This window comes from Pseudomonadota bacterium (assembly GCA_030860485.1).
Classification (GTDB): Bacteria; Pseudomonadota; Gammaproteobacteria; order JACCXJ01; family JACCXJ01; genus JACCXJ01.
This window is the reverse complement of the sequence record JALZID010000041.1, coordinates 1-15971: the sequence shown is the minus strand read 5'-3', so window position 1 is coordinate 15971 and position 15971 is coordinate 1. Positions and strand designations below refer to the sequence as shown.

Sequence of the window (15971 nt, the reverse complement as noted above, 5' to 3'; positions counted from 1 at the left end):
GCTTCCTGCGACAGCATTGGTAGTCGAGGTGCAAAGCGTGAATGGGGGAGGTTCGGCGCCGATACCGAACCTCCCTCTGGGTTTACACTACCTCGGTTTCTGCCCGAAGGGCCCCGCTGACTTCATATCCGGATATTTGGGACCGAGATCCATCAAAGGACGCGATCAGAGCAGGCAGCGACACTGATCATGCTTACTTTTTGTAGTCGGTCACGGTCAAGGTCGCGGCGGCCTGGGCGGCGTTGCTGCCTTTGTCGGTCTTCAACGCGCCGGCAGGCAGCTTGTTGATGTAGCTGCCCTTGTATTTTGCGGTCACTTTCACCGTCACCGTACAGGAGCCCTTGGCCGGGATCGATCCCCCCGTCAAGGTCACCGTCGTGCCGCCCTTGTTGACCGTGAGCTTCCCGCCGCAGGTGGTGGTGGCACTGCCCGCGACCACGACGACGCCACTGGGCAATGTGTCGGTGAGCGGCGCGGTCAGGTTGGCTTTTGTGGTGTTGGTGTTGCTCAAGGTGATGGTAAGCGTCGAGACTCCGCCCGCTTTGATGGTGGCCGGGCTGAAAGCCTTGCTGAGCTTGGGCGCGGCGCTCGCGGACTGGTTGACGGTCAAGGTCGCGACGGCCTGGGCGGCGTTGCTGCCTTTATTGGTCTGCAACGCGCCGGCAGGCAGCTTGTTGATGTAGCTGCCCTTGTTTTTTGCGGTGACTTTCACCGTCACCGTACAGGAGCCATTGGCCGGGATCGATCCCCCCGTCAAGGTCACCTTCGCCGCCCTTGTTGACCGTGACCGTCCCGCCGCAGGTGGTGCTGGCACTGCCCGCGACCACGACGACGCCGCTGGGCAATGTATCGGTGAGCGGCGCGGTCAGGGTGGCTTTTGTGGCGTTGGTGTTGCTCAAGGTAATGGTAAGTGTCGAGACTCCGCCCGCATTGATGGTGGCCGGACTGAAGGCCTTGGTGAGCTTCGGTGCGACGCTCGCGGCGGGTTTGACGGTCAAGATCGCGGAGGCCTGCGCGGCGTTGTTGCCTTTATTGGTCTGCAACGCGCCGGCAGGCAGCTTGTTTTCGTAGCTGCCCGCGCTAGGCGCGGTGACATTCACCGTCACCGTGCAGGAGCCGTTGGCCGGGATCGAGCCTCCCGTCAAGGTTACCGTCGAGGTGCCGGTAGTGACCGTCCCGCCGCAGGTGGTGCTGCCGCTTCCATTGGTCACCACGCCGCTGGGCAATGTGTCGGTGAGCGGCGCGGTCAGGGTGGCGACCGTGCTGTTAGGGTTGTTCAAGGTAATGGTAAGAGTCGAGGTCCCACCCGCAGTGATGGTGGCCGGACTGAAGGCCTTGCCGAGCGTGGGCGCGACGGCCGCGGGGGGGGGTGACGGTCAAGGTCGCCATGGCCGGCTCGGTATTACTGCCGTTGCTGGTCTGCAAGGCGCCAACGGCCAGCGAGTTCTGGTAGTTGCCCCCGCTAGCCGCAGTCACGTCCACCGTCACCGTGCAGGAGCCGTTGGCCGGGATCGAGCCTCCCGTCAAGGTCACCGTCGAGGTGCCGGTAGTGACCGTCCCCCCGACGCAGGTGGTGCTGCCGCTTCCGTCGATCACCACGCCGCTGGGCAATGTGTCGGTGAGCGGCGCGGTCAGGATGGCGGGCGTGAGGTTAGGGTTGGTCAAGGTAATGGTGAGGGTCGATGTACCGCCCGCATCGATGGTGGCCGGACTGAAGGCCTTACCAAGCGTGGGCGGGACGCTCGCGGGGGGGATGACGGTCAAGGTCGCCATGGCCGGAGCGGCATTACTGCCGTTGCTGGTCTGCAAGGCGCCGGCGGCCAGCGAGTTGAGGTAGTTGCCCCCGCTAGGCGCGGTCACGTCCACCGTCACCGTGCAGGAGTCGTTGGCCGGGATCGAGCCTCCCGTCAAGGTCACCGTCGAGGTGCCGGTAGCGACCGTCCCGCCGCAGGTGGTGCTGGCGATTCCGTCGATCACCACGCCGCTGGGCAATGTGTCGGTGAACGACGCGTTGCTGGCGACTGTGCCGTCAGGGTTGGTCAAGGTAATGGTGAGGGTCGATGTATCGCCCGCATTGATGGTGGCCGGACTGAAGGCCTTGCCGAGCGTGGGCGGGATGGGAGTGACCGGCGGTTCGGCGCACGCGGAGCGGGTGACGATGTTGGAATCCATCGTCACCGCACCATTTCGCGCCAGGGCTCTACCGGACACGGTTGCGCCTGTAGTGAGAGTAATGCTCGCGAGCGCGAGAATATTTCCTGTGAACGAAGTGGTTGTACCGAGAGTCGCGGAGCTACCGACCTGCCAAAAGACGTTGCATGGTTGACCGCCATTGATTAGCAGTACCGACGAGGCGCTCGCCGTCGTGAGGGTGCTCCCTATCTGGAACACCCAGACCGCATCGGGGTCGCCCTGGGCGTCGAGAGTGAGCGCTCCCGTCAACTGAGCCGAGGAAGAAAAGAAATAGACGCCCTCCACGAGCGTCAACCCACCGAGATCCTGACCAGTCAAGTCGAAATCGAGCGCCTGGCCTGCCAGATTATTATACGCGGCGGTGGTATCACTCTGAGCCCCACCCGCCACCCCATCAGCTACATGTATCGTCCCTCCGACCACGATCCCAGGAGGAAAACCGGTAACCGCCGAACCCGGGCTGACACCCAGGTCTCCGGTTACAATGGTCGGGCCGGTATTGGTCACCGTCGAGCTACCCAGTACCGCGAAACTCTCCGCCGTACCCAGTGATGGGGCGACCTGGGCCAATGCTGCGTGGAATGGGGCCGCGGTAATTGCGGTGAAGGTAAGAACAATGAGAAACCACCGCTTCAGGGTGTTCATAGTGCTCATAGTGCTCATAGTGTTCATAGTGTTCATTAACTCCTTCAAGAATGGAATATCCCTAGGTTGATAACGGCCAATAATGTGCTTTGTTGGGCACATCTTTTCGCTGTGGGCGATGCCTGAACAGCAATACATCGCCAAACCGAAAGCAGTAAAGCCGCCCACGATCATTATCACTTCGAAACGTGTAACGTAACGTAGTCATTTAAGCTTTCTCTATTGTTATTATCAATACACTCCACCCAGCCACCCATAAACACCGCTCCGCCGTCCGTAACGTCGTTCTCCCAGGCGCCGGCCGAACTGCCCAGGCCATATCGAGCGGCACCTGCTCGGATCGCGGCTCTATCCGCTAATGCCATCAAACCAACAAAAGCACCAACCGTAAAGAAGCTGAGCAAACACCAATAAAGAAGAAACATTAACACTGTATATAACATAGCAGCTTACCTCTCCGCTCGGTTAGTTAGTACGACTTTTTCCTAGGATATGAATTAACATTAATTGCGATTCCCCTGCTTCTTCTACTGTGATCAGGTTCCTCCCAGGTAATTGGAGGCATGCTAGAGCCTTTGCGAAGCGCCGTCGCCACCCATATGGGTGGGATCGAGTGATTGGGGGGCGGGTGGAGTCTGTGGTCGCGGTTTCGAGCCGCGCATCGGGTCCGGCCGCGTCGGAGTCGAGCAACGGCGCGGCGGCGACTCAGGCGATGCTGAGATGCATGGCGTGCATGAAGAGCCGGACCAGATGGGGTTGACCTGCGGCACCGGTCTTGGCGTAGATAGACTTCAGGTGCCAGCGCACGGTATGGACGCTCGCTTGAAGGCGCCCGGCGATGTCATTTACGCCCTGGCCCTCCAGCATGAACTGTACGATGCGGATCTCCGCCCCGGTCAGTCCATACCCTGTTCCAAACCGTACGATCGTGTCCCGGTCGCAATCCCCCGGGCTTAGCGCGACCAGCATGGCCGTACCGGCATTCGCGGGACGCCGGTCGGCGCGGCGCATAAGCGGTCCGATGTACACCAAATAGGCGGGGCGGCCTGATGGCCGGCCGATGGGCAACAGATCATTGGCCCGGATGCCGGCGATGGCACGGCGAACCCGGTCCGCCAGAATGCGATCCTCCTGCACCGCGCAGGCTCGGATCCGATCCGACGCGACCCGCAGGCCGTCGGCCTGGGCCAGCAAGTACCGCAAGGCATGGTTGTGGAACAAGATCTCCCGATTTGCCCCGATCTGCGCCACGGCGACCGGCAGTCGGTTGAACACGCGCGCCTGCATGTCGCCCGCGGCCGACCGGAGTAGGCACCGAACCGCGAGCTGTAGTCCCGGAAGGAGGCGCTCTAAGCCCTCGACCTCTGCGGCGCCGAAGGGCGCGCGATCCGGTGGCCGGTCCAGCTCAAGCACGGTGACATGGTTCTCGTCGACCGCCAGCAGTGCGCATAGGCGATAGTCGAGCTCTCCTGGGGGTACGCGGCTCGTCCAGATCTGGCCGCCTGGGCGAACGCGTGTTCCTTCTCGCCCACTCCCCCCCACTTCTCCGAGCGAACCCGCCGCTTCCGACCGCAATGTCGACAGGCCGTCGACGGATCCCGGTCGCCCCCTACCGCGTTGGCAGATCACCGTCTGCTGCATTGCGCCCGTGCATTCGACGCCCGGGTGGTGACACACGATCGCAGCCGCAGTTGCATCCAGGGCGGCCACGATCCCTTCCAACAATGATTGCCATGACCCGGATCCATGCCCGAGTCGCCGCTCCACGGCGGCGGAAAGTCCGTCCCCAGGAGTGTCGAAAACCACGTCACCCATGCTATCCCTCGCAAATGGCCCGGCCTTGCCATGCAATCCCTGCATTTCATGAACCGCCCAGAACGCTGGAGGAAATGTTGCTGTCACTCCAGGCGCCCAAGAACGCGTTGGTGGTGATGGACCGCGGCATTGCCACGGAGAAGAATATCGCCGAGGCCGAGCTCGCCGAGATCGCGGCCGAGATTCGCGATCCGAGCTACCGCGTGAACGTCTCGGGCCCTTCATCGGTCCGAGGCGCAAGTTTCGGGGTGTTTTGGCGTCTCGGGCGAGCGAGGGCCAAGGGGGATTGTCGGCTCAGGGCTGAACCGGATGGGAGGGGGTATCGTTTTGGGATCAGGCTATATTGGAGTCGATCGAACTCGCGCCGGGGGTCGGGGCGGTGTTCTGGCGGGCAAGCCGAGATGGGTGAGGATCTTGGCGATCACGGGGGGGTCCTCGATGGCGGCGATGATCTTAAAGGTGCCGCCCCCCGTGCTCGCGCGGCTCCCTACGCAATCCCCGTGTGAGATTGGCGCAGTCACCGAGCGAGTCCCGCTAGCGGAAAATGCGAACCTGCCCGGCCACGCAAAGGCGCGACACTTGGTGGAGTCGGTCACCGGCGTTGCCGAGAGCGCTACCCCGGCAGACCCGTAATCGCCGCCGACCTTCTTGTCCTCGCCTGACACGGGGTTCGATAGGCCCGGGCCCCTTGACCGAACCCGCTACACCAACATCCTAACTCCGATGAGCGCGACCACCGCCGCGAACCCCCGGCGCAGGGTCGCGACCGGCAGGGCATGGGCGAGGCGCGCGCCGAGGGGGGCGAGGAAGGCGCTGCCGGCGACGATGGCCGCCACGGCGGGCCAGTAGAGGTAGCCGCTGCTTCCGGCCGGCAGCCCGGCCTCGCCCCAGCCGGCCACGGCGAAGCCGATCGCCCCGGCGAGCGCGATGGGCAGACCACAGGCCGCCGAGGTGCCCACGGCCTGATGGATGGGGACGTTGCAATAGACCAGGAGCGGCACGGTCAAGGTCCCCCCGCCGATCCCGAGCAGGGTAGAGAGCGCACCGATCCCCATGCCCACGAGCCACATCCCGCCGGTTCCGGGCAGGTCGCGATGGGCATCCGGCCGCGGGGCCAGCGCGAGCTGGGCCGCGACCAGGAGCTCGAAGAGGCCGAAGAAGACCCGCAGGAACCGGCCCGGCGCGTACTCGGCGAGCACCGCCCCGAGCGCCGCGCCCCCCACGATCCCCGGCGACAAGCGCCGGACCACCGGCCACCGGACCGCGCCGTGGCGGTGATGGGCCATGCCCGAGGTGATGGAGGTGAAGACCACGGTCGCGAGCGAGCTGCCGACCGCGAGGTGCATGCAGAGCTCGGCCGGAAAGCCCTGCCGGAGATAGAGAAAGAACAGGGCCGGGACGATCACGATCCCGCCGCCGAGGCCGAAGAGACCGGCCAAGAGGCCGGCTACGGCGCCCAGCGAGAGATAGGCCGTGAGGGCAGGCAGGTCCACGCCGAGCGACCTTATCGCAACCCGCTTCGGCGCCCTCGCGCCGGTTGTGCATTGCGCGATTTCACACGACAATTATTTCATATGCCGCCAAAGCCCCTGCCGTCATCGGAACGCCGCCGCCTCTCGGCACGGGCACGGTGGATCGCGGGGGCGGTGTTGGTCGCGATGCTCGTTCCCGCCGCGGTCCCCGCCGGGGCCGTGTCGGCCGAGCGCCGTCAATTTCGCGAGGCACGCATAGCACTGCGCATGGGCCAGATGAGCCGCTTCGAGGCCCTCACCGCTCGGCTCCGGGACTACGTCCTCTATCCCTATCTGCGTTATTACGAGCTGCGGCCGAACCTGGCGCGCCTGGCGCCCCATGAGGTCGCGGCGTTCCTGGAGGCCTATTCCGATTCGATCCTGGCGGCGCGGCTGCGCACGGCCTGGCTCGAGCGCCTGGCCAAGGAAGGGCGCTGGGGGGAATTCCTGACCTTCTACCGCCCGCAAGAGAACCTCGGGATGCGCTGCTACGAGCTGTACGCCCGCATCGTGACCGGGCGCAAGTCGGGCGTAGCCGAGGAAGCCCGGACGCTGTGGCTCACCGGGACCTCGCAGCCCGAGTCCTGCAAGCCGGCCTTCGCCTGGCTGAAGCACCAGGGGCTCCTGACCCGCGACCTCGTCTGGGACCGTCTGCGGCTGGCCATGGCACGGGGACAGCCCGGCCTCGCGCAGCACCTGTCGGCGGAGTTGCCGGCCGCCGACCGCCCGTGGGTCAGACTGTGGCTGGGAGCCCATGCGAACCCGACCGGTGCCCTGGGCCGCCCGGAGCTCCGGCGCAACGACGAGCGCGCCCACGAGGTAGCGGCCCACGCCATCGTGCGCCTGGCCAAGACCGATGTGGACCGGGCACACGCCCGGTTCCAGCGCCTGCAACTGTCCTCGCCCCGGCTGGTCGCCGAGGTGTGGCGGGCCCTGGCGCTCGTCGCAGTCGATCAGGACCACCTCTCGGCCAACGCCTGGCTCGACCGCGTGGGCGCGAGCGCCGTCGATGCCGAGGTGCAGGGCGCCCGCCTGCGCAATGCCGTCCTGAGGCGCGATTTCGCCACCCTGGCACGCTGGACCGAGCAGGAACCGGCGCCGGAGATGCCGCCGCTTCGCTGGCGATACTGGCGCGCTCGCTCGCTGGAGCTGAGCGGCCGGCGCGCGGCGGCCGAGCCCCTGTATCGGGAGCTGGCCCGGGAGCGCGACTACTACGGCTTCGCCGCCGCCGATCGGCTGGGGATCCCCTATCGCATGAACCACCGTCCCACACAAGTGAACGCCGCCGATGAGGGCTGGTTGTTTTCCCAGCCGGCCATCGTCCGGGCGCGCGAGCTGGACCTGGCCGGCTACCCGAGCGAGGCGCGCGCGGAGTGGAACCACGCGGTCGCGAACATGGCCCCGTCGCGCATCCTCTTGGCCGCCGCCTACGCGCAGCGCTGGGGCTGGTTCGACCAGGTGATCTCCGCCCTCGGCAAGGCCAAGCTCTACGACGATCTGGAGCTGCGCTTCCCCATGGCCTTCAACGATCTGGTGCGCGACAACGGCAGGCGCCAGAGGCTCGAGCCGGCGCTCGTCTTCGGCGTCATCCGCGCCGAGAGCGCGTTTCGCGTCGAGGCGCGCTCCAGCGCGGGGGCCCTGGGGCTCATGCAGCTCATGCCCGCCACGGCAAGAATCACGGCCCGGCACGCGGGAATGGCGCTCGGTGGCGAGAAAACCATCCTGGCCCCGCCCACCAACGTGCGCCTGGGCAGCCACTATCTGCGCGAGATGTTGAGCCGTTACCGCGGCAACCTCGCCATGGCGGCCGCGGCCTATAATGCCGGCCCGGGCCGGGTCGAGCAGTGGCGTCCCAAGGCCGGCTGCATGGATGCCGAGCTTTGGGTCGAGATCATCCCGTTTCGCGAGACGCGCCGCTATGTCCGCAACCTCCTCTTCTACGCCACCGTGTACGAGTGGCGCCTGGCCCGGCCCGTGACCACCGTGACCGCACGCCTCGGAAAGGTGCCCGCCCGCCCCAAGGGCGGAGCCCAACTCGCTTGCACCGGGACGCCCCCGGCCGGGGTCTACGGTTGATATGATCAAGGCCATCGCCATTCTCGGCGGAACCGGTTTCGTGGGGCGCCACCTGGCGAACCGCCTGACCAAGGCGCGCTACCCGCTCAAGGTGCTCACGCGCCGCCGTGAGCGTCACCGTGACCTCCTGGTGATCCCGACCTTGGACCTCGTCGAGGCCGATGTCCACGACCCCGCCGTATTGCAGCGCGAGCTGCGCGGCTGCGACGCCGTGGTCAACCTCATCGGGATCCTGAACGAGCGCGGGGACGACGGCAGCGGCTTCCGCGAGGCCCATGTAGAGCTGGCACGCAAGCTCATCGCGGCCTGCCGGGCCAACGAGATCCCGCGGCTCCTCCACATGAGCGCCCTGAACGCCGACGCACAGGCGGGCCCGAGCCACTACCAGCGCACCAAGGGCGAGGCCGAGGACCTGGTCCATGCCGCCGCCGAGGACTTCCGGGTGACGAGCTTCCGGCCCTCGGTCATCTTCGGGCCCGACGATGCCTTCTTCAACCGCTTCGCGGGCCTGCTGAGACTCGCGCCACTGGTGTTTCCGCTCGCCTGCCCCAACGCGCGCTTCGCGCCGGTGTATGTTGGGGACGTGGTCGAGGCCATGGCGCTTAGCCTCACCGATCCCGCGACCTACGGGCGGCGCTACGACCTCTGCGGACCGAAGGCTTACACCCTCGCCGAGCTCGTGGCCTATACGGCCCAGTGCCTGAAGCTGCGCCGCTACGTCCTGCCCTTGAACGCGCGCCTGTCGCTCTTGCAGGCGCAGATCCTGGAGCACGTGCCCGGCAAACCGCTGTCCCTGGACAACCATCGATCGCTACAGATCGATAGCGTGTGCGGCGGCGAGAACGGGCTTCTAAGCCTCGGCATCACGCCCACGGCCGTCGAGAGCGTGGTGCCGGGCTACCTCACAGAGCGCGGCCAGCGGGGCTTGTACCGGAAGCTGAGAGGGCTCGCCCGACGCAAGTGAGGGCGCTGTGAAGGTCTACAAGGTCGGCGGCGCGGTACGCGATCGGCTGCTCGACCGGCCGGTGTCGGACTGCGACTGGGTGGTCGTGGGGGCGACCTCCGCGGACCTCATCGCGCGCGGCTATCGGCCTATCGGGCGTGACTTCCCGGTCTTCCTGCACCCCGAGACCCACGAGGAATACGCCCTCGCCCGCACCGAGCGCAAGACCGCACCCGGCTACACGGGCTTCGTCTTCCAGAGCTCCCCCGAGGTCACCCTGGAGGAGGATCTCCGGCGTCGCGATCTCACCATCAACGCTATGGCCGAGGACCCCGACGGCCAATTGATCGATCCCTACGGCGGTCGCGCCGATCTGGCCGCAGGGATCCTCCGGCACGTCTCGCCGGCCTTCGTCGAGGATCCGGTACGCCTCCTGCGGGTCGCGCGCTTCGCCGCCCGCATGGGCTTCCGGGTGGCCGAGGAGACCCTCGGGCTCATGCGCGAGATGGTCACGGGCGGGGAGATCGATGCCCTGGTCCCGGAGCGGGTCTTCGCCGAGCTCGACCGGGCCCTCGGCGAGCCAAAGCCCAGGCGCTTCTTCGAGGTGCTGTACGCCTGTGGCGCCCTGGAGGTGCTGTTGCCCGAGCTGGCGCGCCTCTACGGTGTCCCCCAACCGGCCCGCTACCACCCGGAGATCGACACCGGCGTCCACATCCTGCTGGTCCTCGATGTCGCGGCGAGCCTGACCCCCGATCGGCGCGTACGCTTCGCAGCCCTCGTGCACGACCTCGGCAAGGGCACCACGCCCAAGGAACAATGGCCGAGCCACCGCGGTCACGAGGAACGCAGCGTGGCGCTGATCCACGGGCTCTGCGATCGCTACCGGGTCCCCAACGACTACCGCGATCTCGCGGTCGTGGTCGCCCGCTACCACGGCCACTGCCATCGCGCCCTGGAATTGCGGTCCGGCACGGTGCTCAAGACCCTCCAGGGCCTCGACGCCCTGCGACGGCCCGAGCGCCTCGAGCTATTCTTACTCGCGTGCGAGGCCGATGCGCGCGGCCGCGCGGGGCTCGCGGAGCGGCCCTATCCGCAGGCCGCGTTCCTCACACAAGCGCTGGCCGCGGCGCGCGCCGTGGAGGTCCGACCGCTCGTGGATCGGGGTCTCACGGGCGAGGCATTGGGGCGCGAGCTCGAACGGCTGCGCATCGAGGCCATCGCGGCGCTCAAGCTTCACGATTAGAATTAGAAAAGCATCGGAAATTAAATGGGGCTTTGCAACAGGTTCATGATCTCCCAAACCTATCATGTGAACGTTACCCCACCGGACAACGTCGTAGCGCTACCGCGCCGTCGCCTCCATTGATCAGTTTGAGACCTACACCCTCTCGTTCCCCTTCTCACCAGTCATATTCGCTATCACACAACGGGCAGGGCAACGTACGTCACGCCCGGTCAAACGGATTCAGCACCACGAGTCCCAAGCGCGAGAAGTGGCTGGTATTACGCGTGACCAGGGTAAGGTCGCGCGTCAGTGCGATGGCGGCGATCTGTTTATCGATGGCGTTCTCGGGGTGTGGTACGCACAAGCGGCCCCAGACCTGGGCCTCTTCCCGACCGAACTCCAGCACCTGCTCGCCGAAGTCGGTGAGCGGATCCTCCAGCCATGTTTCCAACCGCCTCATCTGGAACAGGTCGCCACGGTGGCGCAGTAACTCGATACCGCGCCGGATTTCGCCTACGGTGATGACGCTGATGAATAGCGGTGTGCCGGCCGCCGCCGCGTCCTTGAAGAATCCCCATAGCTGGATCAGGTAACGCCGGGATTGGCCCTGCGGCCCTTTCGAGCTTCGCTGATGACGTTTGGTGTCAACGAGGTACATGATCGCGGAAGCCTGTGTCGATGCGCTCGAAGTCTGCTTCCTCGCCTACACCGGGCATGCGGGACAGGACTTCAGCGAACGTTTTTCGACGCGGCTCCACAAAGCCTCCGCTAGGATTCGACGATGCTCCGCTTCGGCGCTGGTACGACGCCGGCCCGCCCGCGCCTTGAGTTCCCCGTTTTCGCGCTCTCACTCGACAGCACAAAGCTCGGCGTGCTCGAAGAGTTCTTCGACGCGGAGCCGCTTTACATCGCTGTCAGCAGCGCGGCGCGGAGTCGAGGCGGCGATTCATCCGATCCTTGTCGCGCTGGGCAAAAGAGAGCCTGCGGATATCGAGACCACGCCGCAGCCGCCCGCACAGCCACTGGAAGAGCTCGTCCTCGAGCTCACCGACTTGAAGTTTCACGAGCACGGCGGCGTCCGCCGCGCCTCGGCTCGCGCCCGGCTTGTCTATGAGCCCGCCACGCCGGGGCAGCGTGAAGTAGCCAGCGTGCAGAGCTGGCGCTTCGTTGCGCCCATCGGGCCGATCGAGGCGGAGGAGCTGCGATGGTATCTGGAACAAATACGCCATCTGGCCGAGCGAGTATTTCCGGGACTGCCGGCCTGCGGCCGACGGGTTGGCGGGTTACGCCGCAAACAGCGCGGCTAACCCATCCTACATCCAAGTGGGATTCCTGGCTATCAGCCGGTAGGTCTCTTCATAGATCCGGTCGCGCGGTGCGACTGCGATGATTTCGATCAGACGACCGGGACGAATGCGGTATATAATGCGGAAGCGACTCACTCGGAAACTCCGAAGGCCCGCGAGATCGTCCTTGAGCGCCTTCCCGGAATGCGGTTTCGCGAGAATCGACGCGAGCGCGGTGCGAACCTTCCTCTTGATCTGTGGGTGAAGTGTGCGGATGATGGTGACGACCTGGGGAGGCGCCCGGAGGCGGTAGAGGCGGCCACTCATCCACTGCTCTTTAGAAGCTCCTCCAGGGTGTAGACCTTAGCCTTCCTGGCCTTGAGCGCCCCGAGCCCAGCCTTGATATCTCGCATCAATACCGCGTCGCCATGAATCGCGATCGTCTCCTTCCAACCCTCATATTCGTCGTGGCTGACCAGCACGGCGGCGGCGCGGCCGTTCTTGGTGATGACCACTTCCTCGTCGGTGGCCCTCACCTCATCCACCAGTGCGCTCAGCTTTGCCTTGGCTTCCGATAGCGGAAGGATCTTCATTGCTGGTAACGTTACATCGTAGATTGATTAGAATTACGACTAGTCTATGCGCGGCCAGGCGCGCCGTCAACGACACGGAGTCGCTCCGGCGAAGGGATATGAGCGGAAGGGGATTTGTACGAGCAGAGTCGCCGTTGATAAACGCACGCCCTCCTTTCCAAACCGTCCTCCAAGGTGTCGGCCTGCGTCCGACCGGTTGGTGGGATACGCCGCAAACAGCGCGGTGGTGACGGTTGCCGGGGCCGATGAAGGCGGCCGCGACGAAAACACGCGGGCCGAAGCCGCGCATGGTTCTTCCAGGCCGAGAGACTCATCGCCGGATAGCGTATTTTCTATGTGCGCGCCGTAGCGGTACACCTGCCCGCAAGAGGTGAAGGGCATCGCTGGATCCTGTCCAGAATGCCGGTGAGCGTGACAAAGCGGGATGCCGCCTCGTTATGAAAAGAACGGCCCGGTCGTGTGACCGGGCCGCAGCAACGGCCGGGAGGTGGCCAGGTGAAACTCAGTACGCCGGCGCATCCGCCTTGTATTGCAGGCCCGCCTTGCCGGCCTGCTCGCGCACCGCGTCATAGAGCTTGTGGTCCAGCGAGTCCCCGGCGCCGCGCAGTGCCTCGACTTCTTGCTTCAGGTAGGACGAGCGCTTTTTCGCCAACTCCTTGACCCGGTCCCGCCTCGATGTTCGCCTGCTTTTTCGCGCGCTTCTCCTTGCTGCAGACGAGGTGAACGTGATCCTGCCGGCGGAAGGACTGGAGATCGAGCACGTGATCGGCTGGGTGAGCCTGCCGGCAGTGCAGCCGGTCCGGGTCAACGGGTCTGACGCTGTCCACCACCCGTGGTCGGTTCACGCGAGTGCGTTCGCGAGATCGGCGATGAGGTCGTCCACGTCCTCGATCCCGACCGACAGACGCACGAGGCCATCGCTGATCCCGAGCGCCTCACGGGTCTTTGGCGGAATGGCGGCGTGGGTCATGGTGGGCGGGTGCCCGATGAGGCTCTCGACGCCGCCCAGGCTCTCGGCGAGCGTGAAGAGACGACAGCGTTCGAGGACACGCCTGGCTTCCGGCAGCCCGCCTCCGAGCACGGCGCAGAGCATGCCGCCGAAGCCACGCATCTGACGCCGGGCGAGGGCGTGCTGCGGGTGACTCGCGAGCCCTGGATAATGGACCTTTTCCACCTTGGGATGTCTTTCCAGCCAATCGGCAATGGCGGCGGCGTTGTGGCCGTGGCGCTCCATGCGCAGGGCCAGGGTCTTGATCCCGCGCAATGCGAGAAAGGCGTCGAAGGGACTGGCGATGGCGCCGGCCGCGTTTTGCAGAAACGCCAGGCGCTCGGCCAGTTCCTCGGTCGCCGTCACGACCACCCCGCCCACCATGTCGGAATGGCCGTTGAGGTATTTGGTCGCCGAGTGCACCACCAGATCGAAGCCGTGCTCGATGGGACACTGGGCCCAGGGCGTGGCAAAGGTATTGTCCGCCACCGTGAGGATGCCGCGTGCCCTCGCGATCTCGGCGACCATGGTGAGGTCCACGAGCTTGACGAGCGGGTTGGTCGGGGTCTCCACCCAGATCATGCGCGTCTCCGGGCGCAGTGCCGCCTCGGTCGCCGCGCGCTCGCGTAGATCGGTGTAGGTGAAACTAAGGCCCGCGGAGCGGCGCCGAACCCGTTCGAACAGCCGGTAGGTCCCGCCGTAGAGGTCATCGACGCTGAGCACGTGCGCGCCCGTGTCGAGCAGCTCGAGCACGGCGGCTATCGCCGCCATGCCCGAGGCGAAGGCGAACCCCGCGCGCCCGCCTTCGAGGTCCGCGACGCAACGCTCATAGGCCAGCCGCGTGGGGTTGGCGGTGCGCGAATATTCGAACCCCTTATGCACGCCCGGGCTCTGTTGCACATAGGTCGAGGTCGCATAGATCGGCGTGATCACGGCGCCGGTGGTGGGGTCCGGGGGTTGGCCGGCATGGATGGCGCGCGTGGCGAATCCCTGGGAATGAGAGTCGGGCATGGGATGAGCTCCCTTAAGCGGGTTTAATGCACGCCTCGGCGCAGATAATTGATGAGATCGATGCGGGTGATGAGCCCCAGGAATCTGTCACCCTCGCACACGATGGGGACCATGCCGCTCTCGAGCAGGGGCAGCACCTCGGCGAGCGGTGTAGCGATCTGCACGGTTTCGAGCCGCGTGCTCATCACCGACCCCACCCGATCCTGGAAACGCTCCTCGTGACCGTAGACGGCGAGGAGCAGATCGGACTCGTCGATGATGCCGACGATGTGCTCGTCCTCCAGCACCGGAAGTTGCGAGATGTCATATAGCTTGAAGCGCCCGTAAGCCGTGAGCAGGGTGTCCGCGGCACTGACCGTGATCACCGCGCGATCGGCATACAGCCTGGAGATGAGGTCGCGCAGATCGCCGTGCGGCTCACGCTCGATGAAACCCTGGTCGATCATCCAGTATTCATTGTACATCTTGGACAGGTATTTGTTGCCGCTGTCGCAGACGAAGGTGACCACGCGCTCCGGCCGGCTGCGGCCCCGGCAATACTCGAGCGCCGCGGCCACGAGCGTGCCCGAGGACGAGCCCGGGAAGATGCCCTCTTGCCGCAACAAGGTTCGGGCGGTCGCGAAGCTCTCGGCGTCCGTGATGGTGTAGACGTGCCGCACCCGCGAGAGATCACAGATGGGCGGGAGGAAGTCCTCCCCGATCCCTTCGACCAGCCAGGAACCCGCCGGGCCTAGGGTACCGGTCCTGACGTAATCGGCCAGCACCGAGCCCGCGGGATCGGCCAGCACCAGGTTCACCTCGGGTGCGACCCGACCGAAAAAGCGGGACAACCCCGTCAGGGTACCGCCGCTGCCGACGCCGCATACCACGGCATCGAGCTCCCCATCCATCTGGCGCCAGATCTCCGGGCCGGTGCCTTCCTCGTGGGCCTTGGGGTTGGCGGGGTTGGCGAACTGGTTGACGTAAAAGGAACCGGGGGTCTCCCGTTCCAGCCGCTCGGCAACGTCCTGATAATATTCCAGATGGCCCCGTCCGACATCCGAGCGGGTCATCACTACCTCTGCGCCCAGGGCCTTCAGGTGGAAGATCTTCTCCTGGCTCATCTTGTCGGGGATGACGAGGCGCAGGCGATAGCCCTTGCGCGCCGCAATAAGCGCCAGGGCGAGCCCGGTGTTGCCCGCCGTCGCCTCGATCAAGGTGCCACCCGGGCGGAGCTTCCCCTCCCGCTCCGCCGACTCGACCATGGCCAGCGCGATGCGGTCCTTGATCGATCCGCCGGGGTTCTCATTTTCCAGCTTCACGAATAGCCGGCAGGGGCCGGCGTCCAGTCGGGTCACTTCGATCAGGGCGGTGTTGCCGATGCGCTCAAGGATATTCATGCCGCGGTGCCTCCTGGATCGGTCGATAGCAAGCCGCGCCCGGCGCATAGGTCGAGGGGGATACCCAGGATCCTACCGGAACGCGCGCGTGGGGGTGGCTCGACCTCTAGCAGCCTGTCGGACTAAGGTTGAACGGTACAGCGGCGGCGCAGGTGCTGAGCGGGACCATCGTTGGTCGAGATCTCGGCCTTCGCCTCGCCGATGGCTTCCAACCGCGCCTCGCGCCGCGCCAACTCCTCGGGCAGGTTCAACCCTTCGGGCAACGGCTCGGCATCGGCCGCCTCGGCGCGGGCCAAAAGCTCGGCC

Annotated in this window: 17 protein-coding genes and 2 pseudogenes; 4 read left to right on the top strand and 15 right to left on the bottom strand. The window is 65.7% G+C overall.

The window, feature by feature from the left end; translation table 11 throughout:
* Positions 1 to 193: 193 nt before the first annotated feature.
* The 5 genes and pseudogenes from M3461_02010 to M3461_01990 form a co-directional block, all read right to left on the bottom strand.
* Complete coding sequence (locus M3461_02010) at positions 194 to 712, bottom strand: hypothetical protein (protein ID MDQ3773223.1); 519 nt, start codon at positions 710 to 712, stop codon at positions 194 to 196.
* Complete coding sequence (locus M3461_02005) at positions 642 to 1280, bottom strand: hypothetical protein (GenBank protein ID MDQ3773222.1); 639 nt, start codon at positions 1278 to 1280, stop codon at positions 642 to 644. Before M3461_02005 ends, M3461_02010 begins: the two co-directional genes overlap by 71 nt.
* The gene (locus M3461_02000; protein ID MDQ3773221.1) at positions 1267 to 2043 is read right to left on the bottom strand and encodes a hypothetical protein; all 777 of its coding nucleotides are present in this window, start codon (positions 2041 to 2043) and stop codon (positions 1267 to 1269) included. Before M3461_02000 ends, M3461_02005 begins: the two co-directional genes overlap by 14 nt.
* A gap of 93 nt (positions 2044 to 2136) precedes the next feature.
* Positions 2137 to 2790: pseudogene (locus M3461_01995) on the bottom strand (ice-binding family protein).
* A gap of 753 nt (positions 2791 to 3543) precedes the next feature.
* Complete coding sequence (locus tag M3461_01990; GenBank protein MDQ3773220.1) at positions 3544 to 4653, bottom strand: helix-turn-helix transcriptional regulator; 1110 nt, start codon at positions 4651 to 4653, stop codon at positions 3544 to 3546.
* A 74-nt stretch (positions 4654 to 4727) separates the two neighbouring features.
* Here M3461_01990 and M3461_01985 point away from each other — a divergent pair, with 74 nt between their 5' ends.
* Complete coding sequence (locus M3461_01985; protein MDQ3773219.1) at positions 4728 to 5159, top strand: hypothetical protein; 432 nt, start codon at positions 4728 to 4730, stop codon at positions 5157 to 5159.
* 195 nt (positions 5160 to 5354) lie between these two features.
* On the opposite strand, the gene M3461_01980 is transcribed toward M3461_01985, so the two are convergent.
* Positions 5355 to 6140 carry a sulfite exporter TauE/SafE family protein gene (locus M3461_01980; GenBank protein ID MDQ3773218.1) on the bottom strand — a complete coding sequence of 262 codons (786 nt, stop codon included), beginning with the start codon at positions 6138 to 6140 and terminating at the stop codon, positions 5355 to 5357.
* 87 nt (positions 6141 to 6227) lie between these two features.
* Between M3461_01980 and M3461_01975 the strand changes: the two genes are divergently transcribed.
* Genes M3461_01975 through M3461_01965 form a run of 3 tightly spaced genes read left to right on the top strand, consistent with a single transcriptional unit; the run spans position 6228 to position 10426 of the window.
* Positions 6228 to 8240, top strand: coding sequence for a transglycosylase SLT domain-containing protein (locus tag M3461_01975; GenBank protein ID MDQ3773217.1), 2013 nt, complete (start codon positions 6228 to 6230; stop codon positions 8238 to 8240).
* 1 nt (position 8241) lies between these two features.
* Positions 8242 to 9204 (top strand): complex I NDUFA9 subunit family protein, encoded by a 963-nt coding sequence (locus M3461_01970; GenBank protein ID MDQ3773216.1) that lies wholly within the window; start codon positions 8242 to 8244, stop codon positions 9202 to 9204.
* A gap of 7 nt (positions 9205 to 9211) precedes the next feature.
* Positions 9212 to 10426, top strand: a complete 1215-nt coding sequence (locus M3461_01965) for a multifunctional CCA addition/repair protein (GenBank protein ID MDQ3773215.1) — start codon at positions 9212 to 9214, stop codon at positions 10424 to 10426.
* 202 nt (positions 10427 to 10628) lie between these two features.
* On the opposite strand, the gene M3461_01960 is transcribed toward M3461_01965, so the two are convergent.
* The 9 genes and pseudogenes from M3461_01960 to M3461_01920 all read right to left on the bottom strand — a co-directional run.
* Positions 10629 to 11066 (bottom strand): type II toxin-antitoxin system VapC family toxin, encoded by a 438-nt coding sequence (locus M3461_01960; protein MDQ3773214.1) that lies wholly within the window; start codon positions 11064 to 11066, stop codon positions 10629 to 10631.
* Positions 11053 to 11207: pseudogene (locus M3461_01955) on the bottom strand (DNA-binding protein). The gene M3461_01960 and the pseudogene M3461_01955 overlap by 14 nt, the downstream one beginning before the upstream one ends.
* Positions 11208 to 11322: 115 nt before the next feature.
* Positions 11323 to 11637, bottom strand: coding sequence for a hypothetical protein (locus M3461_01950; protein MDQ3773213.1), 315 nt, complete (start codon positions 11635 to 11637; stop codon positions 11323 to 11325).
* Between the two features lie 84 nt (positions 11638 to 11721).
* Complete coding sequence (locus M3461_01945; GenBank protein MDQ3773212.1) at positions 11722 to 12021, bottom strand: type II toxin-antitoxin system RelE/ParE family toxin; 300 nt, start codon at positions 12019 to 12021, stop codon at positions 11722 to 11724.
* Positions 12018 to 12287 carry a type II toxin-antitoxin system Phd/YefM family antitoxin gene (locus M3461_01940; protein ID MDQ3773211.1) on the bottom strand — a complete coding sequence of 90 codons (270 nt, stop codon included), beginning with the start codon at positions 12285 to 12287 and terminating at the stop codon, positions 12018 to 12020. Before M3461_01940 ends, M3461_01945 begins: the two co-directional genes overlap by 4 nt.
* Positions 12288 to 12789: 502 nt before the next feature.
* Positions 12790 to 12939 carry a hypothetical protein gene (locus tag M3461_01935; protein MDQ3773210.1) on the bottom strand — a complete coding sequence of 50 codons (150 nt, stop codon included), beginning with the start codon at positions 12937 to 12939 and terminating at the stop codon, positions 12790 to 12792.
* 189 nt (positions 12940 to 13128) lie between these two features.
* Positions 13129 to 14286, bottom strand: coding sequence for a PLP-dependent aspartate aminotransferase family protein (locus M3461_01930; GenBank protein MDQ3773209.1), 1158 nt, complete (start codon positions 14284 to 14286; stop codon positions 13129 to 13131).
* Between the two features lie 23 nt (positions 14287 to 14309).
* A complete protein-coding gene (locus M3461_01925) occupies positions 14310 to 15665 on the bottom strand; it encodes a cystathionine beta-synthase (GenBank protein ID MDQ3773208.1) in 1356 nt (451 codons plus the stop codon).
* Between the two features lie 122 nt (positions 15666 to 15787).
* The coding region (locus M3461_01920) for a hypothetical protein (GenBank protein MDQ3773207.1) at positions 15788 to 15971 on the bottom strand (184 nt) is incomplete at its 5' end.